This is a genomic window from Nocardia sp. CC227C, assembly GCF_030767025.1.
Taxonomy (GTDB): domain Bacteria; phylum Actinomycetota; class Actinomycetes; order Mycobacteriales; family Mycobacteriaceae; genus Nocardia.
This window is the reverse complement of the sequence record NZ_JASITE010000006.1, coordinates 316,905-341,481: the sequence shown is the minus strand read 5'-3', so window position 1 is coordinate 341,481 and position 24,577 is coordinate 316,905. Positions and strand designations below refer to the sequence as shown.

Genomic DNA, 24,577 nt, shown 5'->3' with positions numbered 1-24,577 from the left:
TGGGGGAGCGGGTGTCTCGGCGGATCGAGCGGAGACATCGGTCATGGCGGTGACCTTTCCGTGCGGAGGCGGGCACGGGCGGCCATCGCGCGGCACGCCGCCGATGTGGCGTCGGCGGAGGGGCTGACGGGATTGAGCCTCGGACGGCTGGCCAGCGATCTGGGGCTGAGCAAGAGCGGGGTCGCGACGCTGTTCGGCAACAAGGAGAAGTTGCAGCTGGCGGCGGTTCGGTCCGCGCGGGAGGTGTTCGTCGATACCGTCGTGCGGCCCGCGCGATCCGAACCCGAGGGCTGGCCGCGCCTGCGTGCCCTGATCGGCAACTGGCTCGACTACGTGGACGAACCGGTCTTCCCCGGCGGCTGTTTCCGGGTGGCCGGAACCGTGGAGTTCGACTCCCGGCCCGGCCCGGTCCGCGACGCGCTGGAGGCCGACCGCGCCGACTGGTTCACCGTGCTGGAACACGAGATCCGGCGCGCCCAGGAACAGGGGTACGTGACCGGGCGGGACCCGCACCGGCTGGCCTTCCAGCTCGACGCGCTCGTCGGCGCCGCCAATGTGGCCGCCCGACTCGGCGACGAGACCGCCGTCCCCACCGCCCGCGCGATCATCGACGAACTGCTCGGGGCGACACCGGAGCGGTGACGTCGCCGCGGCCGGTGTGCCCGCGCCGGTCAGGCGGCGCGCGGGGCGTACATGATCACGGCCACGCCGATCAGGCAGATGAGCGCGCCCGCGATATCCCAGCGGTCGGGGCGGTAGCCGTCGGCCACCATCCCCCAGGCGAGGGATCCCGCGACGAAGACGCCCCCGTAGGCGGCCAGGATGCGACCGAAGTTGGCATCCGGTTGCAGGGTGGCGACGAAGCCGTACAGGCCGAGCGCGAGCACGCCCGCCCCCATCCACACCCAGCCGCGATGTTCGCGCACACCCTGCCAGATCAGCCACGCGCCACCGATCTCGGCGATCGCCGCCAGGCCGAACAGCAGGATCGAACGCATCACGGTCATGATCACGCACTGTACCTGCCGACGCCGAAGCGCCGGGTGTGCGTGCGAGCGTGGGGGGCCGGGCCAGGTCGCCGGGCGGCCGCCGCGCGGCGCGATGGGATCGGCGCATCGTGACCGCGGCCTCAGACCCGGGCGTTCGCCGCACCCGCTGCACGATGGCAGTGGGTGCGGCGACCTAGCTCACGTCTCGAACAGCGGCTGCCCCAGATATCCGCCGGGCGCGGGCACACCCGGCGGGATGGCGAAGACCGCCGACCCGATCGGCGTCGTCCACTGGTTGAGCGCGTCGAATTCGGCCAGTCGCTGCTGCACCGGCAGGAACTGGGCGTCGATATCGCGCTGGAAGCAGGCGAACAGCAGACCCGAATTCGAGACGGTTCCGGGTGCGGGCGCGTCGTCGTAGTTGTAGCCGCGACGCAGGAACCGTTCGCCGTCATGGGTGTGATGGGCGCGGGCGATATGCGAGGACGGCGGGATCACCGGAATGCCGGTGTCGTCGACGGCCGCGAAATCGGCCTCGTCGAATTCACGGGTACCCGTGAGCGGCGCGCCGTTCGACACACGACGGCCGACGGTGAGCTCCCGGGCGTCGTCGTCGAGCTCGTCCCAGGTGTCGAGGTTCATGGCGATGCGGCGCAGCACCATGGAGGTGCCGCCCGCCAGCCATGCCCGCCGCGCGCCGTCGTCCCACACCAGGCGGTCCATATCGACGCCGGGTGCGATATTGACGGTGCCGTCCACCTGCCCCATGAGATTGCGCATGGTCTGCCCCTTGGACGCGTTGCGGAATCCGCGTTGCACCCACCGCACCCGCACCAGCGAGGTGACGTTCTTGCACAGCACCCGCACCGCGTGCGAGACCGTGGTGGCCTCGTCCGCGCAGATCTGCACCAGCAGGTCCGCACCGGTGTACGCGTCCTCCAGGCGGTCGATGGTGAACGGCGGCAAGGGTTTCAACCATTCCGGCCGCTGGTGTTCCAGCCCGGCGGCGGTGAACAGGCCCGGTCCGAAGCCGACGGTGATGGTCAGCCGGGCGGGCCGGGCGGCCAGTTCCGCCTCGGTATCGGCCAGCGCGGGCCGCCCCTGGGTGAGACGGTGCGCGTCGTCGGTCCAGATCCGCAGCAGGCCGATGATGTCGTCACGGTCCACCCCGGGGGCGAGGTCGAATCCCACGAACGCCGCCTGATCCTGCGGTGCGGTGGCGATACCGGCCTGGTGGACGCCGAAGAACGGCTCCGTCGCGGTCGCCGGATCGTCGTGGTGTTCGCGATGAGTGAGCGTGGCCGCACCCCACCCGAGCCCGGCCGCGCCGGCCGCCGCGGCGCTGCCGCCGAGCAGCCGTCGCCGCGAGAGCCGGGCGGGGTGCGGTAGCGGCCGCTCAGCCACCGTGTGCCGGGGCCGTGGTCTCATCCGACGGCTCGTAGTTCTCCTTGCCGCCCACGAAGTCGCGCACCTGCGCGGAGACGGTGGTGCTGGAACCGTCGGCGAAGGTGAGCGTGATCGGCGTTTCCGCGCCGGTGCGCAGCGGTTCCTTCAGCCCGATGAACATCAGGTGCTCACCACCCGGCTTCAGGGTGGCCGACCCGTGCGCGGGAATGGTGAGCCCGCCTTCCTTCTCGCGCATGGTCTTGTCGCCTTGGGCGTCGGCGACCACTTCGTGGATCTCGACGGTGTTCGAGGCCGGACTGGACGCCGCCACCAGCGTGACGTCCTGATCGCTGGGGTTCTCGAGTACGCCGAACGCGGCGGACATGCCGCTGTCGGCGGCCTTGATCCACTGATCGCTCATGCGGACCGCATCGGCCGACGCGGCCGGGGTGTCGGAGGAGGACGAGGAACAGCCCAGGGGCAGCAGGGCCAGCGCGGAGACGGCGGCCACCGCGCCCAGGCGGCGGACCACACCGGTCGCCCGGGTACGGGCAGGGGGGAATACGGACATGACGGAACTCCGATCGTCGTGGGAGAAGTGATTCGCTCCGGCGGGAGACGCACCGCCACATCCGGCGCGGAACGACCCGGCCGCCGTCGCGCGAGCGCGGGCGAGGCCGGCCGGCCGTCGGCGCGGGTTATCCGAACCCGGGGTGGGACCGCGTGATCACGCGGGAGCGAGAGAGGGGAGAATTCCGCGTCGCGGTGGCCCCCGCCGTCCGACCCCGGAGCTCACCAGCAGTCGCGTCACCACCGGACGCTGATCGAGAGCCTCCGGCAGCGCCCGGCCCGGCGGCACCGGCGCCGGATCGAGGGCGACCATGAACCGCCGGACACTCGTGACGGCCCGGCGCAACCCCACCTCGGCCGCCCGGATCACGAACGCGCCGACCGGAATCGCCACCAGATGCGCCGCCACCATGGCCGCGCTCAGCCCGTGCTGATGCTGCGGGGCCATCGACAGCGCTTCGTGCCCGACGCTCTGCCCGACCGCCAGCATCCCCATGGTCGACAGCACCCCGGCGCGCGGCCGCACCGAGGCCACCACCACGCCGATCAAACCGCACGCCACGATCAGCAGCGCCAGCGCCGACCCCCCGATATCGGTGCTCCCGCCCCCGAGCCCGTGCGCGGCCACGGCCACCGCCCCCGACGCCGCACCGACGGCAGCGCCTCGCAGGCGCGCGGCGTGATCGGTCGGTGACAGCACCCGAACATGCTACCGACGTCCCGAATGCCGCTCGCGTCGCAGTCCGCTTCCCATCGCTTGCGCCTTGACACGGTCATTTATCTCAACGAGTATTGACTCAATGAGTACTGAGCTAGCGTGGTCGGTGGAGCGGCGCGCCGATGTGCACGCCGCATTGGCCGACGCCACCCGGCTGCGCATCGTGGACGCGCTGGCCGCCGGGGATATGTCGTCGTCGGAGCTGTGCGGGATGTTGTCCGTGCCGACCAACCTGATGGCGCATCACCTGAAAGTGCTCGAACGGGCGGAACTGCTCGAACGCGGCCGATCCGAGGGCGATCGGCGGCGCACCTATCTGCGACTGGTCCCCGGGTTCGAAGGGAAGCTGCTGCCGCGCGGCGGGTACGCGGCGAGACGGGTCGTGTTCGTGTGCAGCCGCAATACGGCGCGGTCACAGCTGGCGGCGGCCGCATGGGCGCGGCGCAGCACCGTGCCGGTGGTGTCCGCGGGGACTCATCCCGCCGAGCGGGTGCATCCGGGCGCGGTGGCCGCGGCCCGGCGGCACCGGCTGCCGCTGCGACCGCGACCGCCGCGTGGCGTCGACGGGCTGGTGCGCTCCGGCGACCTGGTCATCGCCGTCTGCGACAACGCGCACGAGGAACTGCCCGCCGAGATCGAACGCCTGCACTGGTCGATCCCCGATCCGGTGCGGGCGGGCACGGACGCGGCCTTCGACCACGCGCTCGACCTCATTACCGACCGTATCGAGCGCATCGCCGACACCGTCGCATCCGCCGCGGACGATCCGCACTCCTGACGTCCAACTCACCCCTTCACCATCGGAGCCCAACATGACCGAATCACCCCTCGCCGCCGCGACGCACCGGCGCGCGGATCTGTCCATCGACCAGCAGTTGGCGTTGAAAACCGCGGCGACCCGCCTACACGACGATTTCGCCACCGTGTTCGGTGTGGAGACCATCGAACGGTTTCTGCACTCCTCCTACGACCAGTTCGCCGGGCAGGCGACCGTGGTCAATTTCCTGCCCCTGCTCGCCGAGCGGTTCGCGCGGCAACGGCTGCGGGCGCTCGCCCGGGTGGAGGGCAAGATCACCGACGGCAAACCCACCGTGCTGTTCCTGTGCACGCACAATGCGGGCCGTTCCCAGATGGCGCTGGGCTGGTTCACTCAGCTCGCCGGTGACCATGCCGTCGCGTGGTCGGGCGGTTCCGAACCCGGCCACGAGATCAACCCGGCGGCCGTCGCGGCCATGGCCGAGGTCGGCATCGACATCTCCGGCGAGTTCCCCAAACCGTGGACCGAGGAGATCGTGCGCGCGGCCGACGTCATCGTCACCATGGGCTGCGGTGACGCCTGCCCGATCTATCCCGGCCGCCGCTACGAGGAATGGGTGCTCGCGGATCCCGCCGACGCCGATGTCACGGTCGTCCGGCCGATCCGCGACGAGATCGAACAGCGGGTGCGCCGCCTGCTCGGCGAACTCGGCGTCACCGTCACCGGCTGACGACGCTAGCGCTCCGCGTCGAGTGCCCCCGCCCGCTGGGGCACCGGCGGGTGCGGGCGGACCGGGGTGAGGTCGGGGCGTTTGGCGGTGATGATGTCGCCGGAGGAGCGGCCGCGCAGGCGACGGGCCACCCAGGGGGCGAAATGGTATGCGGTCCAGCGGAATTCGGCGGCCAGGAGGGCGTCGACGCCGCGACGTTCGGGGGGTAGCGGGTCCCGCCAGGTGCTGTCCGCGCCGGGCAGTCGCAGGGTGTCGGCGAGGGCGCGGGCGACCAGATCGTGGCCGAGCGGGCTCAGGTGCAGGCGGTCCTCGGCCCACACCCGGCGGTGGGTGGTGGCGGCCACCGGTTCGAAGTCGACCAGGGTGACCCCGTGCCGGGCGGCCAGCATGCGCACGGCGGCGTTCATGGCGCGGATCCGGCCCGACAGCGGGCGCGCGATCGGGGTGATCGCGCCGATATCGGGGTAGGTGAAGGTGACCACGTGCGCGCCGCCCGCCCGCAGCGCGGAGATCATGGCGTCGATATCGGCGAGGGTCTCGTCCATCGCGAAGGACGGCCGCACCAGATCGTTCATCCCGGCCATGACCGTGACCAGATCGGGGCGCAGGGCCAGCGCGGGGCCGAGTTGTTCGGCGCGGATCCGGGCTGCCAGCCGACCGCGGACGGCAAGATTGGCGTAGCGCACGTCGGGTGTGCTCGCGGCGAGCAGGGTCGCGAATCGGTCGGCCCAGCCGCGGAATCCGCCGGCGCCGTCGGGATCGCCGATCCCCTCGGTCTGGCTGTCTCCCAATGCGACGAAGCGGGTGAAGGGTGTTGGCGCGTGGAGTGTCCGGTCCATCGTCGATCCTTCGAAGCGGGTGCGCGAACAGGATACGCAGGCGAGGGCGTCATCGTCTCCACAAGATCTTCACATCCGGCGCGAACCATCTCCACCGCGACTGCATAGGGTCACCTGCATGGAACAGCAGCAGCGGGGCGGGCGGCGCATCCTCGTGGTCGAGGACGAGCCGACCATCGCCGAGTCCGTCGCGGCGCGGTTGCGCGCCGAGGGATTCACCGTGGATCTGGCCCACGACGGTCCGGCCGCGGTGAGCAGCGCCGAACGACTGGACCCGGATCTGATCGTGCTCGATGTGATGCTGCCCGGCTTCGACGGGCTGGAGGTGTGCCGACGGGTGCAGGCGCGGCGGCCGGTGCCGGTGCTCATGCTCACCGCCCGCACCGACGAGACCGATATGCTCGTCGGCCTCGGTGTCGGCGCGGACGACTACCTGACCAAACCGTTCTCCATGCGGGTGCTCACCGCCCGCGTGCACGCCCTGCTGCGCCGGGTGGAACGCACCGCCGAGCGCGGCGCGACCATCCTGGTCGGCGATCTGCGCATCGACATCGACCAGCGGCGGGTGTGGCGCGCGGACGCCGAAACCCAGCTCACCCCCTTGGAATTCGAACTACTCGTCCATCTGGCCCGCCGCCCGCGCGCCGTCCTGGCCCGTGAACGCCTGCTCAGCGAGGTGTGGGGCTGGGCCGACGCCTCCGGCACCCGCGCGGTCGACAGCCACATCAAGGCCCTGCGCCGCAAACTCGGCGCGGACCTCATCCGCACCGTGCACGGCGTCGGATACGCGCTGGAGGCGCGATGAGCCGCATCGGCGCGAGCTGCGCGGCCGGGTGGGGCGTCGACCCGGCCCGCCTGCGCGTGACCCGCCGGGTCGTCGTGCGCTACCGGTCCGATGCCGACAGCGCGCACGGTGCCGAGAGTGCCGCCAGTGCTCACGGTGCCGCCAGTGCCGCTAGCGCCGCCAGTGCCGCCAGTGCCGAGAGCACCGAATGTGCCGCCAGTGCCGCCAGTGCCGCCAGTGCCGCCAGTGCCGACAGCGCCCACCGCGCCGACAGTGCCGCCGCCGCGTGCGCACCGGCCCGGCGCACCGACCCCGAAACGGCGGATGCGCCCCGCCGCACCGAGGCATCGCGGGTGTGCGCGCGCCCGCGCCGGCACCGGGGGCGGGCGTGAGTCGCGCGGCGCGGGTGCGCGAACTCACCGACCGGCTGGGCGAGCGGCTGCCGCGACCGCTGGACCGGGTGCGGTCGATCAAACTGAAGCTCGCCATCCTGATGGTCGGATCGGGTGCGGTGGCGTTCGGGTTCTTCGCCGTGCGCATCGGCTGGCTGCCGCCGCGCACCACCATCGCCGCGACCCTCATGGCGCTGGCGCTGTCGCAGCTGCTGGCGCACGGGATGACCCGCCCGCTGCGGGAGATGACCGCCGCCGCCAAACGCATGGCCCAGGGCGACTACTCGCGGCGGGTACGCGCCACCTCCCGGGACGAGGTGGGGCAGCTGGCGGAGGCGTTCAACCAGATGGCCGCCGATCTCGCCGCCGCCGACCAGCAGCGCCGCGACTTCATCGCCAATGTGTCGCACGAACTGCGCACCCCGATCACGGCATTGGGCGCGGTGCTGGAGAACCTGGTGGACGGCGTCGCCGATCCGGACCCGGCGACCCTGCGCACCGCCCTCGCCCAGACCGAGCGGCTGAGCCTGCTGGTCTCGGAGCTGCTCGCCCTGTCCAGCGTGGAGGCGGGCGCGCTGCGGCTCGATGTCGAACGCGTCGCGCTCGCCCCGCTGGTGCAGGAGGTCGTCGCGGAGGCCGAGGTGGTCGCCGCCGCCGTCGACCGCGACACCCGCTTCACCGTCGACGTGGACCCCGGCCTCACCGTCCTCGCCGACCCGGCCCGCCTGCATCAGGTGCTGATCAACCTGTGCGACAACGCCATCCGCCACGGCCCGGTGGGCGGCGAGGTCCAGGTCAGCGCGCGCCCCGGCCGTGACCAGCTCATCATCGAGGTCCGCGACGACGGCCCCGGCATCCCCCCGGCGCAGCGCTCCCGCATCTTCGAACGCTTCACCCGCGGCGGCGCCACCGACGGCGGCGGCACCGGTCTCGGCCTCGCCATCGCCCGCTGGATCGTGGACCTGCACGGCGGCACCATCACCGTCGCCGACCCGGGATCCCGCATCCGCATCACCCTGCCCGACCCCCATCCCCTCACACCCCACTGACCCGCCCCCGACCGCGACCCGGCGCACCACGCGTCCGGGGCGGTCCCGCACACCCATGGGAGGGAATCTCCATGCCGGTCAACCCAGCCGACGACGGATCGAAAACACCCGTCGCACAAGATGATTCGACCACGCCCGGTACCGATGGCCCCACCATCGAGCCGACCGGTACACCCGCGACCGCGCCGCCCACGCCCGACGGGCCGACCGCGGCGGAGCCGGTGGCCGCACAGCAGCCGAACCACTCCGCCGCCGCGCAGCACACCCCGACCGTCGCCCGGGTGGCGTTCCCGCGCGGTGTCCTGTCCGCCACGGCCCTCAGCGGTGTGGCGGCGGCACTGTTGCTCCCGGATGTCCGTCCCGGCATCGGCTGGCTGCTCACGGGTGTGATCGTCGCCGCCGCCATTGTCGCGGTGGACTACACGGCGCGGCGCTCGGCGGAACTCGCCGCCGCGCGGGTCCCGGCCAGGACCGAACGAACCGAAACTTCGGGGGTAGCGTCATCGGACGTCGACTTCGAGGCGAGCGAGTCGGCCGCAGTGCCACCGACCGGCGGTGTATCCGTGCGCGATACCGAGGAAGCGGTGGGTTCCTCGGCTCCGGCCCGAACCGTCACTCGCACAATGATTCCGACGCGTGGCGGTGCGCGGTCCGAAGCCTGGGGAACCCCTGCTCTCGCCCGGCTCGGGGGCCGGGTGTGGTGGTCGGCGCTCGCGCTGTCCTTGCTGGCGGTCGGTGCGTTCCGCGCCTCGGAGTGGCTGTTCGTCCTGTGTGTCCTGACCGCCGGTGTGGTCGCCTCCCTGGCGGTGGTGCGGCGCTCGGCCTACGGTGTGGTGTTCGATATGGCGGCCGTGCCGCTGATGGCCATGCTGCACGCGATGCCGTGGCTGTATCACGGGCTGACCCGGGTGCGGCGGGCGCGGATGTCGTCGCAGCAGCGCGTGTGGTGGTCGGCGCTGGTGACCTTCGCGCTGTTGGTGGTGTTCGTACCGCTGCTGGCGGGCGCGGACGCGGTCTTCGCGACCCTGGTGGACGGCGTGCTGCCCAGCATGGACTCGGTCGAGCCGTGGCGGTGGGGGCTGTTGTTCCCGCTCGCGGCGCTGGGGACGGCGGGAGCGCTGTACCTGCTGGCGGCACCGCCCCCGGCGGCGGGCGCGGTGGTGCGGCAGCGGGTGGCGCGGCGGCTGTCGCGGCTGGAGTGGGGGCTGCCGGTGGGGGCGCTGATCATCCTGTTCGCCGTGTTCGTGGGCACCCAGTTGGCGGTGCTGTTCGGTGGTGACGACTATGTGCAGCGCACCGCCGATCTCACCTACGCGGAGTACGCGCGCAGCGGATTCTGGCAGCTGTCGGTGGTCAGCATCCTCACCCTGGCCGTGATCGCGGTGGTGCAGCGGTGGGCCGCCCGCGATTCGGTCGCCGACCGCGCCTGGTTGCGGGCCGCGCTGACGGCGGTCAGTGTGCTGACCCTGGTGATCGTGGCGTCGGCGCTGTCGCGCATGTGGACCTACCAGCAGGCATACGGCTTCACCGTGCTGCGGCTGCTGGTGGGTGTGTTCGAACTGTGGATCGCCGCCCTGTACCTGCTGGTGCTGGCCGGCCTGGTACGTCTGCGCCAGGGGTGGCTGCCCCGCGCGGCGGTCGGCGCGGCCGCCGCCACCCTGCTGGCATTGGCGATCATGAATCCGGAGCGTTTCATCGCCGACCGCAATATCGACCGCTGGGAAGCCGGGAAGACCCTGGACACCGACTATCTGAACGACCTGTCCGCCGATGTGCTGCCCGCCGCCGACCGGCTCCCGGACGCGCTGCGTCGCGAAGTGGTGGAGTCGATTCTGATCCGGCTCGACGAGGACACCTGGCGGGACTGGAATCTGTCCCGCGCCCGCGCCCGGTAGCCCGCCGGTCTCAGGTGTGCTGCGGCGATGCGGCGTAATTCGGGGTGAGCGCGGTGACCGAGCCCAACCAGCGGCCGTCGCGCCGCACGACAACGTTCGTTGCCCATTCGTCGGCCGCGAACGGCCGCCCCTGCCACGTGCCCGCATTGGTGCCGTGCGTGATGACCACCGCCGCATCGCCGAACACCCGCACCTCCAGCACCTCGAGCGCCATCGCGGTGTGGACCAGATCGCCCGCCGCGACCAGCGCGAGGAACCGGTCGCGGTGCCCGATCCCGCCCTCCGGCCCCAGCAGCAGCCAATCCGGGGTGGCGCACCGGCCGATCCGCTCGGCGTCGTTGTCGACGATGGCGCGTGCCCATTCGTCCATGATCGACTGGAATTCTCGTGTCGGATCCATCGGGCAAGCATCGCGGCGGACGCGCCCCGCCGGCTTGGACGAATGGGAACCCGCCGCGGCTACCCGCGCAGGCGCTCCAACAGCGCCAGCGCGGAATCGCGCATCCGGTCGACCGAGCGGGTGACGTACATGAGATCGACGAAGAAATCGTCGAACCCGGTGACGGCCGCGACCTCCGTGACAGCTCGGACGATGAGCTCGGGATCGGTACCGGCCGCCACATTGACCCGCACGGTCGTCCCGACGCACGCCGGATCGCGCCCCGCCGCCGCGGCGGCCCGCTCGATCACACCGCGCGCCTTCGTCAACCGCGCACCCCAGCCGGGCGGACCCGGCACCGGCAGCACCGGCAGCCAGCCGTCCGCCCGCCGCCCGATCCGCGCCAGCCCCTCCGGGCTGAACGCGCCCAACCAGATCGGCGGCCGCGGCCGCTGCTCCGTGCGCAGCTCACTGCGATGCGACGGCACGCTGACATACCGTCCCGCATAGCTCGCCGGGTCCGTGGTCCAGATGGCCTCCAGCGCGTCGAGGATCTCGTCCAACCGCGCCCCGCGCCGCGCGAACGGCACCCCCGCCGCCGCGTACTCCTCCGGCGACCAGCCGATCCCGAACCCGGGCACCAGCCGCCCGCCGCTGGCGATATCCAGGGTGGTCAGCGACCGGGCCAGCAGTGCGGGCCGATACAGCGGCGCGATCAGCACATTCGTACCCAGCCGCACCCGCTCGGTACCCGCGGCGGCCAGGCCCAGCAGCAGGAACGGGTCGAGCACCGCATTGAACTCCACCGGGATGGTGTCCGCGCCCGCGTACCCCACCGTCGGATTCGTGGCGGCGATGAGCCGTTCGCCCACCCACAGACTGTCCGCCCCGGCGGCCTCCAACTCGGCCGCCAACCCGGTCACCCGCGCCGCCTCCCGTGCCAGCGGACCGTATTGGGGAAGCGCGAAGCCGACTTTCACCTCTCCTGCATACCAGAGCCCGCGCCGCGCGAGCCCGACCTCGACATGCGCCTCGACATCCGCACAGCCACCCGGAAGGCAGCCGAGGGCGTCGCACGCCGATGCCGGGCTTCCCGTGCGGTTTCGGAGCGGTTTCGGAGTTCCCGTCCGGTTCAGGTTCCCCGCGATCCACTGCCGAGTTCCGGCGCTCGGCGATCCGTGTGCCCGGCGGCGCCCCGATGTCCGCTCAGCGCACCGGCGGAACGGCAATGAGCCGGTCGAGCACCAGCGCCGCCGCGGCCGCCATCCCAGCGGCCGTCGGATGACACGGCGCGCCCGGATAGCGCCGACCGGGCAACGGCACATAGAAGTCGATCGTCCACGCGTCCGCGGAGCCGGGCGGATGCTCCAGGCTCGGCGTGCGCACATCGACCGACTCGGCCCCGGCCCGCACCGCCGCGGCCTCGGTGCGCGCCGCCAACTCCTCGCCGAGCACCCGATAGGTGCGGTCCACCACGCTGTCGCGCGCCGACTCCGGCCCGACCACCGACAGATAGTTGACCACCAGCACCCGCGCCCACGGCGCCCGCGCCTGCACCGCCTCCAGCACCTCCACGATCCGGTCCTCGACACCGTCGAGCCGCCGCAGCGCCGCCTCGGCATCGGCGGCGCGCGCCACCGCGGGCAGCAGTCGCAGCGGGGCGGGCGCACGCCGCGCCAGCAGGTACCGGGTCAGCCCGATATCGTTGCCGCCGATGGTCACCGTCACCAGATCGGTGTCCGGCCGCACGGCCGTCAACTGCGGCGGCAAGCCGAACAGCGAATCCCGCAGCACGTGCTCGCAGGTGGCCCCGCTGCACGTGGCGTCGGTCAACTCCAGCCCCGCCGCCGCGGCCACCAGATGCGGATAGTTCCCGCGCGAACGCCCCACCCGACGTGAGGCACCCGGGGCGCGCGGCGCGATCCCCGGTCCGGCCGCGAACGAACTGCCGAGCGCCACATAGTTCCTCCCACGCCACGCCCCGGTCCTGCGGGCCGCCTCTTCGAACATCCGTCACCTCATCTCACGGCCGGGCACTCCCTCGACAACCCAACCCCGACCAATCCCGCAGCCTGACGGTCCGTGCCCGGATACGCAAGTGCGCGCCCCCGCGGCGTTCCCGGCCCCGCCCGCCATCGACAGTGAGAGTCGTTGCGCGACACCGGCGACCGACCCCACCGGCGCGCGGGAATTCGCACCGCCACCGCATCGGCACCGCCCGCACGCATGCATCCTGTGCGGCGGTTTCGGCGAAACCCCGCCGCGGCACGCAGGATGACGGACGTGAGTGACCACAGACAACGCATGCTCCGCGGGGAGCTCTACCGTGACAGCGATCCCGAACTCGTCGCCGAACGCCGGCACTGCCAGCGCCTGCTGGACACGTTCAACGCCACCGGCGCGGACGAGGACGAGCACCGCCGCGCACTGCTCACCGACCTGCTCGGCGAGATCGGCGCGGGCTCCTGGATCATGCCGCGCTTCCAATGCGACTACGGCTCGCTCATCCGCATCGGAGCGAACAGCTTCCTCAACTACGACGCCATCGTCCTCGACTGCGCACCCGTCACCATCGGCGACGACGTGTCGATCGGCCCGCGCGCGCAACTGCTCACCGCCCTGCACCCCATGGCCGACCACGAACTGCGCCGCCAACGCTGGGAGACCGCCGCGCCCATCACCATCGGCGACAATGTGTGGCTCGGCGGCGGCGTCATCGTCTGCCCGGGGGTGAGCATCGGCGCGAACAGCGTGATCGGCGCGGGCAGCGTCGTCACCCGCGACATCCCCGAACGCGTCTTCGCCGCGGGCAACCCCTGCCGCGTCATCCGGACCCTCTGAGGCCGCCGCTCAGCACCGAAGTGGCGCGGGTCCCGGTTGCGCACGCCCGGGACCCGGCCCTCGGCACACTCAGTCCGCCAGTCCGGCCAATTCCGCGCACGCCCGATACAGCTCCCGCGCCATCGCGTCGTCCTGCGCGGCGCGCGAGGGCGCCTTCACCCGGTTGCGCTGGAAATAGCAGCCCGACACCGCCGCCACATCCGGATCGGTCGCCAGATAGGTGAGCGCCTCCGCCCCCTGCTCCGGCGTGATCATGAAGATGCGTTTGACCAACTCCATGGCGGGCTTGACGAACCACGGCGCCTCATCCCAGATATGGGTGGCGACCGCCCCCGGATGGAACGCGTTGGCGGTCACGCCCGTACCCCGCAGCCGCCGCTCCAGATCCCGCACGTACAGGATGTTCGCCAGTTTCGACGCCCCGTACGCCCGCGCGCCGGAATACCCGCGCTCCAGCCCGAGATCGTCGAGCTTCACCTGCGAGCCGTAATGCATGACCGAGGAGGTGAACAGGATCCGCGCGGGGGAGGAGTGCAGCAGCAGATCCATGAGCAGCTCGGCGAGCAGGAAACCGGCCAGATGATTGACCGCGAACGTGGTCTCGATACCGTCCTCGGTCTCGGTGCGCCGCAGCTGGAACCCACCCGCATTGTTCGCCAGCACATCCAGCCGGGAATAGTTGGCCTGCACGGTCTTCGCCAACCGCCGCACCTGCGCCAGACTGCCCATATCGCAGTCGAGGGTGTCGACCGCGCCCGCCCCGCACTCGCGCACCGACGCGGCTGCCGCGGAAAGCTTCTCGGGATTGCGGCCGACGAGGACGAGATGGTGCCCCTGGGAGCCGAGCTGCCGCGCCGCAGCCAGACCGATCCCTGACGTAGCCCCTGTGATCAGGATCGTTTTCATGCCCGCCCACCCTGCCATATCGACGCCGCGCTGTCTTCCTACCGCGGTAGCACTCCGTAGCCGCGCCATTGCGAAAATGATTGCCCCACAACACTCTAACGCGACAGCGGGGGAGAGCGCCCGCACTCGACGCGGCGGGATCGGTCAATCGCGTGACCCATGCGCCGCGTGCCACCGCCCGGCCGGGAGCCGACAGCGACGTGCCGCCCCACCCGGCCCCTTACCCGAAACGTCCCGCCCGTCCCGAGCCCGGCCGTACCGTAGAACGATGGAGCCGGTACTGGTCACCGGTGCCGCCGGGGGACGCCAAGGATCCACCGGCAGGCACCTCACCGCACAACTGCTCGGCCGCGGCGTCCCCGTCCGCGCCCTCGTCCACACCAACGACGAACGCGCCGCCCCACTGCGCGCCCTCGGCGCGGACGTCCACGTCGGCGACCTCCGCGACCTCGACACCGTCCGCACCGCACTCGACGGCATCCGCGCCGCCTACTTCACCTACCCCGTCATCGACGGCTTCGTCGACGCCGCCGGCGCCTTCGCCGTCGCCGCCCGCGAAACCGGCGTCGAACGCGTCGTCGCCGTCTCCCAACTCGCCGCCGGACCACAGGCCCTCACCCCGCGCATGCGCCAACACTGGGTCGTCGAACAAATCCTGGACTGGGCCGGCATCGGGGCCATCCACCTGCGCGCCGCCGTCTTCCACGAGAACCTCGCCCGCATCGCCGACACCGGCGACGGCGACCTGCTCACCCTGCCCATGGGCCCCGACACCACCACCCTGCCCCTGGTCGCCGCCGCCGACGTCGCCCGCGTCGCCGCCGGACTGCTCGCCGACCCCACCGCCGAGGCCGAACCGGTCATCCTCCTCACCGGCGACATCCAAACCATCGGCGACGCCGCCCGCACGCTCGGCCGCACCTACCGCGACACCGACCCCGACGCCTGGCAGCGCTGGGCCCTCGACTTCTACGGCAGCCCACACGCCGCCGCCCACCTCACCAAACTCTGGGAGATCTTCCGCCTGCTCGGCGAAGGCACCGGCCTCTACCGGATCACCCCGTCCATCCAGCGGTACGGCGGCCACCCGCCCACCACCCTCGCCGACTACGCCGCCCACCGCACCCGCTCCCACTGACACCGCTGTGACCACCGTCACCCGCTGACCGCTGTCACACCCGGCCACCACCCGGTCTCTCACCTTGTGTCCGAAACACAACACCCGAGGAGACCCGAATGACCGTCATGGAACTGGCCCGCTTCACCGTCGACCCCACCGACGTCGACCCCATGCTGGCAGCCCGCCCGGCCATGCTCGACGCCCTGCGGAAGAACTTCGACGGCTTCATCGCACTGCGCCTCGTCCGGCTCGACGAGCGCACCTGGATGGATGTGGTGGAATGGCGAGACCGCGCCGCCGCCGACGCCGCGGCGGCCGGAATCGGCGCGGTACCCGAATGCGCCGCCGCCTTCGCATTCATCAAGGAGATGGTGTCGATGGAACACGCGACCGTCGAGTTCGCCGATGCCTGAGGCGGCGGGGCGGCCGGACCTCGAGGGTCTGGCCGCCCGGGCCGTCGCCGGTGACGCCGACGCCCTCGAACAACTCTGCCGCGAACTCCAGGACCTGATCTACCGGCTCGCCCTGCGCTTCAGCTCCGACCCGGAAGCCGCCGCCGACGCCACCCAGGAAGTCCTCATCCTCGTCGTCACCCACCTGTCGGAATTCGAAGGCCGCTCCAAACTCACCACCTGGGCGTACACCATCGCCTCGCGCTACCTGCTGCGCACCGTGCGCGGACCGATCGAACTCAGCGTCGCCGGGCCCGAACCCTTCGCCGACTGGATCGACCGCAACCTCGCCCCCGCCCCCGCCGACCACTTCGACGAAGCCACCTTCCGGCTGCTCGCCGGCGAGGTCCGGCTCGCCTGCACCTACGGCATGCTGCTCGCCCTCACCCGCGACCTGCGCATCACCTACCTGCTCGGAGACCTCATCGGCCTCCCCGACACCGAGGGCGCACAAGCCCTCGGCATCACCCGCGCCGCCTACCGGCAGCGCCTCGCCCGAGCCCGCCGCACCATGCGGACCATCATCGCCCGCCGCTGCGGACTCGTCGATCGCGCCAACCCCTGCCGCTGCGACCGCCAGATCGACTCCAGCATCGACTACGGCATCCTCGACCCCGCCCATCCGACCTTCAGCACCCTGCCGGGCGCGCACCCGCCCATCCCCGCCGACACCCTCGACACCGCCGCCCGCCAACTCGACACCGCCACTGCCATCGCCGAGATCTACCGCTCCGACCCCGGCTTCCGGGCACCCGAGCGAGTCTGGGAGACCCTGCAACGCGCCTGCCCCGCCCTCACCCGCTGACCCGGGAGCGGGTGGGGGCGGGCGCGGCGTCACCCACCCGCATCACCCGTCGGGTCATGGTTGCGCCATCTACCGATTCGTACGATCGAACCCATGGCAACGCAGACCGCAGGCGACCTGCTCCGGCACTGGCGCACCACCCGCCGCCTCAGCCAACTCGAACTGGCGGGCCGCGCCGAAACCTCCACCCGCCACCTCTCCTTCATCGAAACCGGCCGCGCCACCCCCAGCCGTGCCATGCTGCTGCACCTCGCCGATGAACTCGACATCCCGCTGCGCGAACGCAACCGCATGCTGCTCGCCGCCGGATACGCCCCCGTCTACACCGAACCGGCGCTCGACAACCCGGCCATGACGCCGGTCCGCACCGTGCTCCGCCAGCTCCTCACCGGCCACGAACCCCACCCCGCCCTCGCCGTCGACGCCAACTGGAACATGGTCGACGCCAACGCCGGAATCGCCCTGTTCCTCGACGGCGTCGACCCGGCGCTGCTCACCCAGCCCGTCAACGCCCTGCGCCTGAGCCTGCATCCCGACGGCCTCGCCCCGCGCATCACCAACCTGCCCGAGTGGCGCGGCCACATCCTCGAACGCCTGCAACGCCAGATCGACGTCAGCGGATCACCCGAACTCACCGCGCTGCGCGACGAACTGCGCGCCTACCCGGGCGGCGAGGAACACCCCCACCTGCCCGACCCCGACCAGGCCGTCGTCCCGCTGCGCCTGCGCCTGGACGGCCACGACCTGTCGCTCATCAGCATCACCACCGTCTTCGGCACGCCCATGAACGTCACCGTCGCCGAACTCGCCATCGAAGCCTTCTTCCCCGCCGACCCGGCCACCGCCACCCTGCTGCGCGAACGCGTCGCCGTCGCCGCACAATGACTCACCATGGACGTGACCGCGCACGTAGCCGACCTCCTGCGGGTATCCGTCGCACTGCGGCGGACCGGGCACAGTCACGCGTGGAGTCTGTACCGCGGTGAAACCGCCGACGGCCGAGCCGTTTTCGTCAAAGCCCTCGACGGCCAGGCCCCGCACGGCACTGCCGTCGATGAGGCCGCGGGCGGTACCGTCGTCGATGAGGCCGCAGGCGGCACCGCCGTCGACGCCGGAGTTCCGGACTGCGACGCCCGCGGCGACGGCGCGACCGGTCCGGGCGTGGGGGAGGGGAGCGGGGTCTTCGACGCGGAAGCGGCCGGACTGCGCTGGCTCGCCGCCGCCGATCCGGGCGATCTCGTTCCCGCCGTGCTCGCCGCCGACGACCGCGTCCTCGTGTTGCCGTGGCTGCCAGCGGAATCGGCGTCCCCGGCGGCGGCCGAACGCTTCGGCCGCGACCTGGCCGCCTTGCACGGCGCCACACCGGAATGCTTCGGCGCGCCGTGGCCCGGCCGCATCGCCACCCTGCCCTTGGACAACACGCCGACGACGGGGGAGTGGGGTCCGTGGTACGCCGAGCGCCGTCTCGCGCCCTACCTGCCCGCCGCCGCACCCCACCTGGGCCGCGACGGCGTCCGCCTGATCGAAGCGGTCATGGACCGCATCGGCGATCTCGCCGGACCCGCGGAACCGCCCGGCCGTATCCACGGCGACCTGTGGTCGGGCAATGTGCACTGGACCGGGGGCCACGCGATGCTCGTCGACCCGGCCGCCCACGGCGGTCACCGGGAAACCGACCTCGCCATGCTCGCCCTCTTCGGCATACCGCACCTGGATCGCATCCTCGCCGCGTACGACGAGCAGGCACCGCTGGGAGAGGGCTGGCGGCAGCGCATTCCGCTGCACCAACTCCATCCGTTGCTGGTCCACGTCGTGCTCTTCGGCGGCGCGTACGGCGCGATGGCGGCGGACGCCGCGGTGGCCGCACTCCGAGCGTAGGAACCGGACCCTGCCCACCCGCGCCTGCCAATATGAAAAATACCTACATGGAAATATGCGCATCTAACTATGTATTGCCCTCGTGTCGCAGGGGAGGCTGCGGTCAGCACGACGGCAAAAGACGCACAGAACAGAAAAGGGTCGACTCTCGATGAGATTCGACGGCTCGCTTCGTCTACACGGGGGAGTGTCCTTCAAACCTTCAGGAGCGTGTCATGAGTACTGTGCCGACCTTCCGGGTGGGCGATCCGGTGTGGATCGATCTCTTTACCGCCGATCCGGATGTCAGCGTCGCCTTCTACGGCGACCTCTTCGGCTGGACGGCCGAGCGGGCCGCGGAGGAGTTCGGCGGCTACATCACCTTCCGCAAGGACGGGAAGGCGGTGGCCGGGGGAGTGGGCAAGACCGCGGACGGGATCCAGGGGCCCGATCAGTGGACGGTGTACCTCCGGTCCGACGACGCGCGGGCGACCGCGGAACGAGCCGTGGGGGAGGGCGGTTCGATCGTGGCGCCCGCCATGGATGTCGCGGACCTCGGTGTGATGGCGATCCTCGGAGATCCGTCCGGCGCGGGGATCGGGGTGTGGCAACCGGGTGCGCACCGTGGATTCGAGACGATCGGCATCGCGTCGGGTGGTCACTGGAGCGGGCACGTCGGCGTGCCGTCCTGGTTCGAGTTGCAGACGCCGCACTACGACAAGGCGCTGACCTTCTACACCGAGGTGTTCGACTGGCAGGACACCTTCCGGGTCGCGGTTCCGGGGGAGGGCGATATCGGTTACACCACCATCCATTCCGAGACGCCGATGCTCGGCGGTGTCATGGACGCGCACGCCTTCCTGCCGCCGGATTCGCCCGGCGGCTGGCGGGTCTACTTCGGGGCCGACGATGTCGAGCAGGCGGTGCGGCGCGTGGTGGAGCTGGGCGGTTCGGTGATCGCGCCCGTCATGGATACTCCGTTCGGGCGCATGGCCGGCGTCGCCGATCCGACGGGCGCGCATTTCAGCATCGGAGGCAATGTCTCCTGATTCGGCTGGGCGGGATGCGCCGTAGGGTCGGCGGCTTGAGAATTCTAAAATGGAAATATGCGCATCTATACATGTTTAGTCTACGTTCATATCTCCTGAACTCACCGAACAACGTCCGGCGCATTCCAGCCCAAGCACTTTCGCGGCCCCGGCGAGAGGGGAGGGTCGCCTCCCATAGGATGGCCTGCATGACCAAAGTGCTCCTGAAGACCTCCGCCGGGGATATCACCCTGGAACTGGACGAGGCCAAGGCGCCCAAGACCGTCGCGAATTTCGTCGACTACGTCAAGGCGGGCCACTACACGGACACCGTGTTCCATCGGGTGATCCGGGGCTTCATGATCCAGGGCGGCGGCATGACCGCCGATATGGCGCAGAAGCCGGCGCCGAACCGTGTCGAGAACGAGGCGAACAACGGTCTCCGCAACGACAAGTACACCGTGGCGATGGCGCGGACCATGGATCCGCATTCGGCCAGCGCGCAGTTCTTCATCAACACCAATGACAACGAGTTCCTGAACTACCCGGGCCAGGACGGCTGGGGTTACGCCTCGTTCGGCAAGGTCGTCGAGGGTACCGACGTGGTGGATGCCATCGAGGGTGTGCGCACCGGCTCCAAGGCCGGGCATCAGGATGTGCCGACCGAGGCCATCACGATCCTGTCGGCCGAGCTGGTCTGACGATCGTCGGTTGACGCGGCGTCGACGCCTCGACGCGAAAGCGGCCCGGAACCATCAGGTTCCGGGCCGCTTCGATGTTTCGAGCGGTGCGCTCAGGCGTCGAGCACCTGCTTCTCGCGCTGGACCACGGGCGGCAGCACCGACCACGGGAAGTTGATCCACTTGTCGGTGCGCTTCCACACGTATTCGCAGTCCACCAGGGAGTGCGGTTTCTGGTAGACGACCGCGCAGCGCACCTCCTGGACGTGGTTGGCGCAGAAGTCGCGGACGAGCTCGAGTGTCTTGCCGGTGTCGGCGACGTCGTCGGCGACCAGGACGGTGGCTCCGGCGAGGTCGATGGGCGCGGGGACCGGCGGCAGCATGACGGGCATGTCGAGGCGCTGGTCGACGCCGGTGTAGAACTCCACGTTCATGACGTGCAGGTTCTTCACGTCGAGGGCGTAGCCGAGGGCTCCGGCGACGAACAGGCCGCCGCGGGCGATGGAGAGGATGAGGTCGGGTTCGAACCCGTCGTCGGCGATGGTGGTGGCCAGTTCTCGGCTGGCGTCGCCGAACAGCTCCCAGGTGAGTTCTTCCCGCTCCGCCATCCGTTCCTCGTCTTTCGCTGTCGCTGTCGGTTGCCGCTACACGATATGGCACCGGGGTGCGGTCATGGGGCTCGCATGCCCTGATTGCTACGGGTGGTTGGTGATGGTGTACCAGAGCAGCGCGAGGGTGCCCGCGGCGAAAAGCGGTACGAGGATGAGGGTTTCCACCTTGTTGCCGGTGCGGTCGATGATGGGGAATCGGATGCGGACGTCGAAGGGCCACAGCAGGCGGCAGCCGCGGTCGGTGAGGCAGTCGCCGAGGACGTGGGCGAGGGCGCCGAGTCCGACGGAGAAGGGCAGCCAGGCGGGTTTGTCGCTGATCCAGTGGTCGATGGCGAAGGTGCCGCAGGTGGCGAGCACGACGACGGTGCCCCAGGCTTTGACGCTGTCGCCGGTGGGTGCGAGGTTGAGGGCGCGCACGGCCAGGGCGAGCAGGAAGAACACCAGCGCGAGGGTGAAGTAGCGGCCGATCCAGTGTTCGCCGGCCCAGGTGCCGTAGGTGACGAGGGCGACGAAGGCGAAGGAGTGGGTGGCGCCGCGGTGTCCGCCGGAGATGGCGGAGATGAGTTTGCACGCGTAGTGGGTGATGGGGCCGAGCACGTGGGAGATGGTGCCCCTGGGGTGGTCGGCGTCGGGGAGCAGCGCGGCACCGGCGGTGAGGAAGGTGCCCATCACCAGGTCGACGGAGCCGATGGTCCCGGATTGCATTGCGGGATAGGTGATGACGGTCAGTGGTAGCGCCGCGGCGGCGGCGGCCCACGCCAGCGCGCCGCTGGTGGCGTGTGAATGTCCTAGCACCGCGAGAAGGTTAGCCGATCTAATTGCTGTTGGGGGTGATGCCGCCGTGTGAGGGCAAGCACGTTGCGCGGCAGGCGATTCCGGCCGCAATTCCAGCCTATAGTGGTGAAACCGGTTGGTGCGGCGAATCTTTCGCAATACAGCGCCATGGTGCGCACTGGGTGGGACGGGTGCTGGATGGGCGGGAGCGGTCGTGGATTAGGGTGCGGGGAGGTAATGCGCTGTCCGATCGGAAGGGTACGAGCATGTCGGTGGCGGCCGCGGTGAGCGATGATATTCAGCGGATCGGTGGGGGATTCATGTTCTCCCGGGAGGCTCGCGAATTCGCGGCGAACGCCGGTGTGACGGACTTCCTCGGTGCGTACACGCGGGGGCGGGGCGGTGTGCTGGGTGATGTGGACGCCGATGTGGTGAGTGCGGCGTTCGGGTTCTTCGAGCCCGGGTATCTGCGCCGGGCGTGGGAGTCCACGGCGGCGCTGCCCGCCGCCGAGGCCGCGGAGGGCTATTTGGTGGCCTGTCAGGATTTCGGTCGCCGCAAGCTGGCCGGGTTCGCGGAGTCGGAGCGGCTGGCGGAGCTCTTGGAAGCGGTTGTGGTGGCGGCGGATCCGGCCGGGGCGGCGTTGTTCGCGGGCTGGCGGGCGATGCCGCTGGCGGCGGACGCGCCGGCGCGGGTGCTGCATTTGACGCATGCGCTGCGGGAGTTGCGCGGCGGTCTGCATCTGATGGCGGTGCTCGCGAGCGGTCTGACACCGTTGCAGGCGGTGCTGGTCAAGGGGTCGCCGTTGAATGCGGGCTCGCAGCAGGCGGTCTGGTTCGGTTGGGAGGGGCCGTACGAGGAGATCGCCCCGGAGGTGGCGGGGCGCTGGGAGCGGGCGGAGGCGCTGACGAACGAGCTGATCGACCCGGCGTTCGCGGTGCTCGGCGCGGAGCGGGGCGCGGAGTTGGTGACGTTGGTGCGGGCGTGTGAGCGAGTGGTTTTCGCGGGGCGCTGAGGTGATGTCCGCCGAACCTGTCGGCGGTGGCCGCGCGCGGTCTCCGGGGCTGCGCGCGCTGCCCGTCAGTGCTCGGTCGTGGGCGTCAGCAGCCGGTCGAAGGTGTCCAGGTCCGCGGACAGGGCGTGGAAGATGCTCAGCGACACCGCGACGCCGAAGCAGCCGCCGACGCACAGTGCGATAACGGATCCGACGACGGCCTGTTGTTGCGCGGGTTCGAGGAAGGCCAGCCCGGCGGCGGTCCCGAGCAGCGGTACGGTGGCGGCCGCGGCGAGGTAGGTGCGGTTGCGTCGGGCCAGTACCCGCAGCCGGGCGCGGTCGTCGGGGGCGGTATGGCCGCGTTCGAGCAGCCCGGGGTAGTACCAGCGCAGCACGTAGAAGGTGACGGGGAAATAGGTGTAGGACACGGCGACCGCGGCGGTGACGATGCTGGAGCAGGCCACGTTGAGCAGTGTCCCGGTGGACAGTTCGGCGGTGGTGAGCAGCCGGGCCAGCAGGATGAGCAGCGCGATGGCCCAGCCGGCGAAGTTGACCACGGCGATGCGGTCGCCGCAGGCGAGGGTGTCGGCGCGGGCGCGGGCGAGGGTGTCGTCGTCGTAGTGGCGGCCGCGGCGCAGTCCGTGGGGGATCTGGATGACGCGGCGGCACCGGTACAGCAGGATCGCGATACCGGCCGGGTAGACGATGAGTCCGAGCAGGAACGCCAGGTCCACCAGCTGTTCTCGCTGTCGCGGGTCGAGGTCGTGGGCGAGCACGGCGGTGTTGTGGGTGTACAGGTAGTACCCCGCGAGCAGTTGGCCGAGTGCGCTGGACAGGGTGACCACGGGCAGTGGCCGCATGCGGAAGCGGGCGCGGATACTGCTGTCGGGCGGGTCGACGAGGTCGCGGGCGGTGCGGTCGAGGGCGAGGTCGAGTTGGTGGGCGAATTCCGCGCCGCTCCGGAATCGGTTGTCGGGGTCGGGGGAGAGGCAGGTGAGCAGTGCGTGCCGCAGCACGGGTGGGCAGTCGGCGGGCAGGTCGGCTTCGAAGCGCGGGTCGATGGGGGCGCGGCGGCGGGTGATCATGCGGTCGAGGCTGGTGCCGGTTTCGCCGTAGCGGGGTTCGTCGTCGAAGGGGAGGCGTCCGGTGAGCAGTTCCCACAGCACGACGGCGAGGGCGTAGAGGTCGCTGCGGGTGTCGAGGCGGCCGGGGTCGGCGTGCAGGTCGGGGTGGCAGGCTTCGAGTTGTTCGGGGGACATGTAGCGCAGGGAGCCGCCGAAGTAGGCGACGGGGCTGTGTCCGGGTAGTAGTCGGTTGAAGCTGATGCCGAAGTCGGCGAGTTTGGGTTGTCCGTCGGCGGTGAGCAGGATGTTGGCGGGTTTGATGTCGCGGTGCAGGACGCCGCAGCGGTCGGCGTGGTCGAGGGCGCGGGCGAGGCGGGCGCCGAGCCAGGCGACGGTTTCGGGCCAGCTGAGCCGCTGCGGTTCGGCGCGGGTGGCCGGTTCGCCGGGTTCGGTGCGCGCGGCGGCGGCGACGGCGTCGAGCAGGATGGTGCCGGACCGTTTGTCGACGGGTATCCGCTGCATGCGGGCGAGCACCTGCTCGAGGGTGCCGCCGGGCACGTACTGCATGTACATGAGTCGCAGCCCGGTGTCGCCGAGTTGGCGTTGGTCGAAGACGCGCACGATGTGGTCGTGGTCGAGTTGGGCGAGGGTCTGGGATTCGCGGCTGTTGTCCCGCGAGATCTTCACCGCCACATACCGTTGCATGGCGTGCTGGCGCGCCAGGAACACCTTCCCGAACGCTCCCTTCCCGAGCGGGCGCACCAGATCGAATTCGTCGACGGTGGTTCCGGCGTCGATCTCGTCGAGCGGGTCACCGCCTCCCGGGCGCGTGAACGCCAGGGTGGCGTCTTCGCAGCCGGCGCGGTCGTCGGTGAGCGCATTGTCGGCGAGCATGTAAGGCACATCACGAAACCTCGGGGTCGGGTTACGGGTGCGTCGGCCCCTATTTCTCGTGTCTT

Annotated in this window: 28 protein-coding genes; 15 read left to right on the top strand and 13 right to left on the bottom strand. The window is 70.9% G+C overall.

Annotated elements, in window-relative coordinates; genetic code table 11:
* Window positions 1–60 precede the first annotated feature (60 nt).
* Window positions 61–642, top strand: a complete 582-nt coding sequence (locus tag QMO76_RS15105) for a TetR/AcrR family transcriptional regulator (protein WP_306361914.1) — start codon at window positions 61–63, stop codon at window positions 640–642.
* Window positions 643–671: 29 nt separating this feature from the next.
* Here the strand turns inward: QMO76_RS15105 and QMO76_RS15100 are convergent, their stop codons facing one another.
* From QMO76_RS15100 to QMO76_RS15085, 4 genes are all read right to left on the bottom strand, one after another.
* Entirely contained in the window at window positions 672–1,007 is a 336-nt protein-coding gene (locus QMO76_RS15100; protein ID WP_306361913.1) for a YnfA family protein, read from the bottom strand.
* Between the two features lie 180 nt (window positions 1,008–1,187).
* A complete protein-coding gene (locus tag QMO76_RS15095; protein WP_306361912.1) occupies window positions 1,188–2,417 on the bottom strand; it encodes a Dyp-type peroxidase in 1,230 nt (409 codons plus the stop codon).
* On the bottom strand, window positions 2,386–2,946 hold the full coding sequence (locus QMO76_RS15090; protein ID WP_306361911.1) for a copper chaperone PCu(A)C: 561 nt from the start codon (window positions 2,944–2,946) through the stop codon (window positions 2,386–2,388). The genes QMO76_RS15095 and QMO76_RS15090 overlap by 32 nt, the downstream gene beginning before the upstream one ends.
* 156 nt (window positions 2,947–3,102) lie before the next feature.
* Window positions 3,103–3,645: a hypothetical protein gene (locus QMO76_RS15085; RefSeq protein WP_306361910.1), complete on the bottom strand. Its 543-nt coding sequence runs from the start codon at window positions 3,643–3,645 to the stop codon at window positions 3,103–3,105.
* A gap of 100 nt (window positions 3,646–3,745) precedes the next feature.
* Here QMO76_RS15085 and QMO76_RS15080 point away from each other — a divergent pair, with 100 nt between their 5' ends.
* Entirely contained in the window at window positions 3,746–4,441 is a 696-nt protein-coding gene (locus QMO76_RS15080) for a helix-turn-helix domain-containing protein (RefSeq protein ID WP_306361909.1), read from the top strand.
* 34 nt (window positions 4,442–4,475) lie between these two features.
* A complete protein-coding gene (locus QMO76_RS15075) occupies window positions 4,476–5,150 on the top strand; it encodes an arsenate reductase ArsC (protein ID WP_306361908.1) in 675 nt (224 codons plus the stop codon).
* Between the two features lie 5 nt (window positions 5,151–5,155).
* Here QMO76_RS15075 and QMO76_RS15070 read toward each other — a convergent pair whose 3' ends face one another.
* Window positions 5,156–5,989: an SGNH/GDSL hydrolase family protein gene (locus tag QMO76_RS15070; RefSeq protein WP_306361907.1), complete on the bottom strand. Its 834-nt coding sequence runs from the start codon at window positions 5,987–5,989 to the stop codon at window positions 5,156–5,158.
* Window positions 5,990–6,107: 118 nt separating this feature from the next.
* On the opposite strand from QMO76_RS15070, the gene QMO76_RS15065 reads away from it, so the two are divergent.
* The gene (locus QMO76_RS15065; RefSeq protein ID WP_306361906.1) at window positions 6,108–6,794 is read left to right on the top strand and encodes a response regulator transcription factor; all 687 of its coding nucleotides are present in this window, start codon (window positions 6,108–6,110) and stop codon (window positions 6,792–6,794) included.
* Between the two features lie 130 nt (window positions 6,795–6,924).
* On the opposite strand, the gene QMO76_RS15060 is transcribed toward QMO76_RS15065, so the two are convergent.
* Window positions 6,925–7,113: a hypothetical protein gene (locus tag QMO76_RS15060; RefSeq protein WP_306361905.1), complete on the bottom strand. Its 189-nt coding sequence runs from the start codon at window positions 7,111–7,113 to the stop codon at window positions 6,925–6,927.
* A 48-nt stretch (window positions 7,114–7,161) separates the two neighbouring features.
* On the opposite strand from QMO76_RS15060, the gene QMO76_RS15055 reads away from it, so the two are divergent.
* On the top strand, window positions 7,162–8,214 hold the full coding sequence (locus QMO76_RS15055; protein ID WP_306361904.1) for a cell wall metabolism sensor histidine kinase WalK: 1,053 nt from the start codon (window positions 7,162–7,164) through the stop codon (window positions 8,212–8,214).
* A 71-nt stretch (window positions 8,215–8,285) separates the two neighbouring features.
* The gene (locus QMO76_RS15050; protein WP_306361903.1) at window positions 8,286–10,109 is read left to right on the top strand and encodes a DUF4153 domain-containing protein; all 1,824 of its coding nucleotides are present in this window, start codon (window positions 8,286–8,288) and stop codon (window positions 10,107–10,109) included.
* Window positions 10,110–10,119: 10 nt separating this feature from the next.
* On the opposite strand, the gene QMO76_RS15045 is transcribed toward QMO76_RS15050, so the two are convergent.
* From QMO76_RS15045 to QMO76_RS15035, 3 genes are all read right to left on the bottom strand, one after another.
* Entirely contained in the window at window positions 10,120–10,509 is a 390-nt protein-coding gene (locus QMO76_RS15045) for a nuclear transport factor 2 family protein (protein ID WP_306361902.1), read from the bottom strand.
* A gap of 59 nt (window positions 10,510–10,568) precedes the next feature.
* Window positions 10,569–11,468, bottom strand: a complete 900-nt coding sequence (locus tag QMO76_RS15040) for a TIGR03619 family F420-dependent LLM class oxidoreductase (RefSeq protein ID WP_306361901.1) — start codon at window positions 11,466–11,468, stop codon at window positions 10,569–10,571.
* Window positions 11,469–11,694: 226 nt separating this feature from the next.
* Complete coding sequence (locus QMO76_RS15035) at window positions 11,695–12,498, bottom strand: SGNH/GDSL hydrolase family protein (RefSeq protein ID WP_306361900.1); 804 nt, start codon at window positions 12,496–12,498, stop codon at window positions 11,695–11,697.
* A gap of 264 nt (window positions 12,499–12,762) precedes the next feature.
* Between QMO76_RS15035 and QMO76_RS15030 the strand changes: the two genes are divergently transcribed.
* On the top strand, window positions 12,763–13,329 hold the full coding sequence (locus QMO76_RS15030) for a sugar O-acetyltransferase (RefSeq protein ID WP_372341975.1): 567 nt from the start codon (window positions 12,763–12,765) through the stop codon (window positions 13,327–13,329).
* Window positions 13,330–13,398: 69 nt separating this feature from the next.
* Here the strand turns inward: QMO76_RS15030 and QMO76_RS15025 are convergent, their stop codons facing one another.
* Complete coding sequence (locus QMO76_RS15025; RefSeq protein WP_306361898.1) at window positions 13,399–14,235, bottom strand: SDR family NAD(P)-dependent oxidoreductase; 837 nt, start codon at window positions 14,233–14,235, stop codon at window positions 13,399–13,401.
* A 268-nt stretch (window positions 14,236–14,503) separates the two neighbouring features.
* On the opposite strand from QMO76_RS15025, the gene QMO76_RS15020 reads away from it, so the two are divergent.
* The 7 genes from QMO76_RS15020 to QMO76_RS14990 all read left to right on the top strand — a co-directional run bounded on the left by QMO76_RS15020 (window position 14,504) and on the right by QMO76_RS14990 (window position 20,198).
* Window positions 14,504–15,373 (top strand): NAD(P)H-binding protein, encoded by an 870-nt coding sequence (locus tag QMO76_RS15020; protein ID WP_306361897.1) that lies wholly within the window; start codon window positions 14,504–14,506, stop codon window positions 15,371–15,373.
* Window positions 15,374–15,471: 98 nt separating this feature from the next.
* Window positions 15,472–15,768 carry an antibiotic biosynthesis monooxygenase gene (locus QMO76_RS15015; RefSeq protein WP_306361896.1) on the top strand — a complete coding sequence of 99 codons (297 nt, stop codon included), beginning with the start codon at window positions 15,472–15,474 and terminating at the stop codon, window positions 15,766–15,768.
* Window positions 15,761–16,612: an RNA polymerase sigma factor gene (locus QMO76_RS15010; RefSeq protein WP_306361895.1), complete on the top strand. Its 852-nt coding sequence runs from the start codon at window positions 15,761–15,763 to the stop codon at window positions 16,610–16,612. The genes QMO76_RS15015 and QMO76_RS15010 overlap by 8 nt, the downstream gene beginning before the upstream one ends.
* A gap of 93 nt (window positions 16,613–16,705) precedes the next feature.
* Window positions 16,706–17,497, top strand: a complete 792-nt coding sequence (locus tag QMO76_RS15005) for a helix-turn-helix domain-containing protein (protein ID WP_306361894.1) — start codon at window positions 16,706–16,708, stop codon at window positions 17,495–17,497.
* Between the two features lie 6 nt (window positions 17,498–17,503).
* Window positions 17,504–18,490, top strand: a complete 987-nt coding sequence (locus tag QMO76_RS15000) for a fructosamine kinase family protein (RefSeq protein ID WP_306361893.1) — start codon at window positions 17,504–17,506, stop codon at window positions 18,488–18,490.
* 215 nt (window positions 18,491–18,705) lie between these two features.
* The gene (locus QMO76_RS14995) at window positions 18,706–19,518 is read left to right on the top strand and encodes a VOC family protein (protein WP_306361892.1); all 813 of its coding nucleotides are present in this window, start codon (window positions 18,706–18,708) and stop codon (window positions 19,516–19,518) included.
* A 188-nt stretch (window positions 19,519–19,706) separates the two neighbouring features.
* Entirely contained in the window at window positions 19,707–20,198 is a 492-nt protein-coding gene (locus QMO76_RS14990; RefSeq protein WP_306361891.1) for a peptidylprolyl isomerase, read from the top strand.
* A 92-nt stretch (window positions 20,199–20,290) separates the two neighbouring features.
* Here QMO76_RS14990 and QMO76_RS14985 read toward each other — a convergent pair whose 3' ends face one another.
* Together QMO76_RS14985 and QMO76_RS14980 are read right to left on the bottom strand one after the other, a co-directional pair.
* Complete coding sequence (locus QMO76_RS14985; protein WP_306361890.1) at window positions 20,291–20,785, bottom strand: phosphoribosyltransferase; 495 nt, start codon at window positions 20,783–20,785, stop codon at window positions 20,291–20,293.
* Window positions 20,786–20,872: 87 nt separating this feature from the next.
* Complete coding sequence (locus tag QMO76_RS14980) at window positions 20,873–21,583, bottom strand: metal-dependent hydrolase (protein ID WP_306361889.1); 711 nt, start codon at window positions 21,581–21,583, stop codon at window positions 20,873–20,875.
* Between the two features lie 263 nt (window positions 21,584–21,846).
* Between QMO76_RS14980 and QMO76_RS14975 the strand changes: the two genes are divergently transcribed.
* A complete protein-coding gene (locus QMO76_RS14975; RefSeq protein ID WP_306361888.1) occupies window positions 21,847–22,575 on the top strand; it encodes a hypothetical protein in 729 nt (242 codons plus the stop codon).
* A gap of 65 nt (window positions 22,576–22,640) precedes the next feature.
* Here QMO76_RS14975 and QMO76_RS14970 read toward each other — a convergent pair whose 3' ends face one another.
* A complete protein-coding gene (locus tag QMO76_RS14970) occupies window positions 22,641–24,512 on the bottom strand; it encodes a serine/threonine-protein kinase (RefSeq protein ID WP_306361987.1) in 1,872 nt (623 codons plus the stop codon).
* Between the last annotated feature and the right edge of the window lie 65 nt (window positions 24,513–24,577).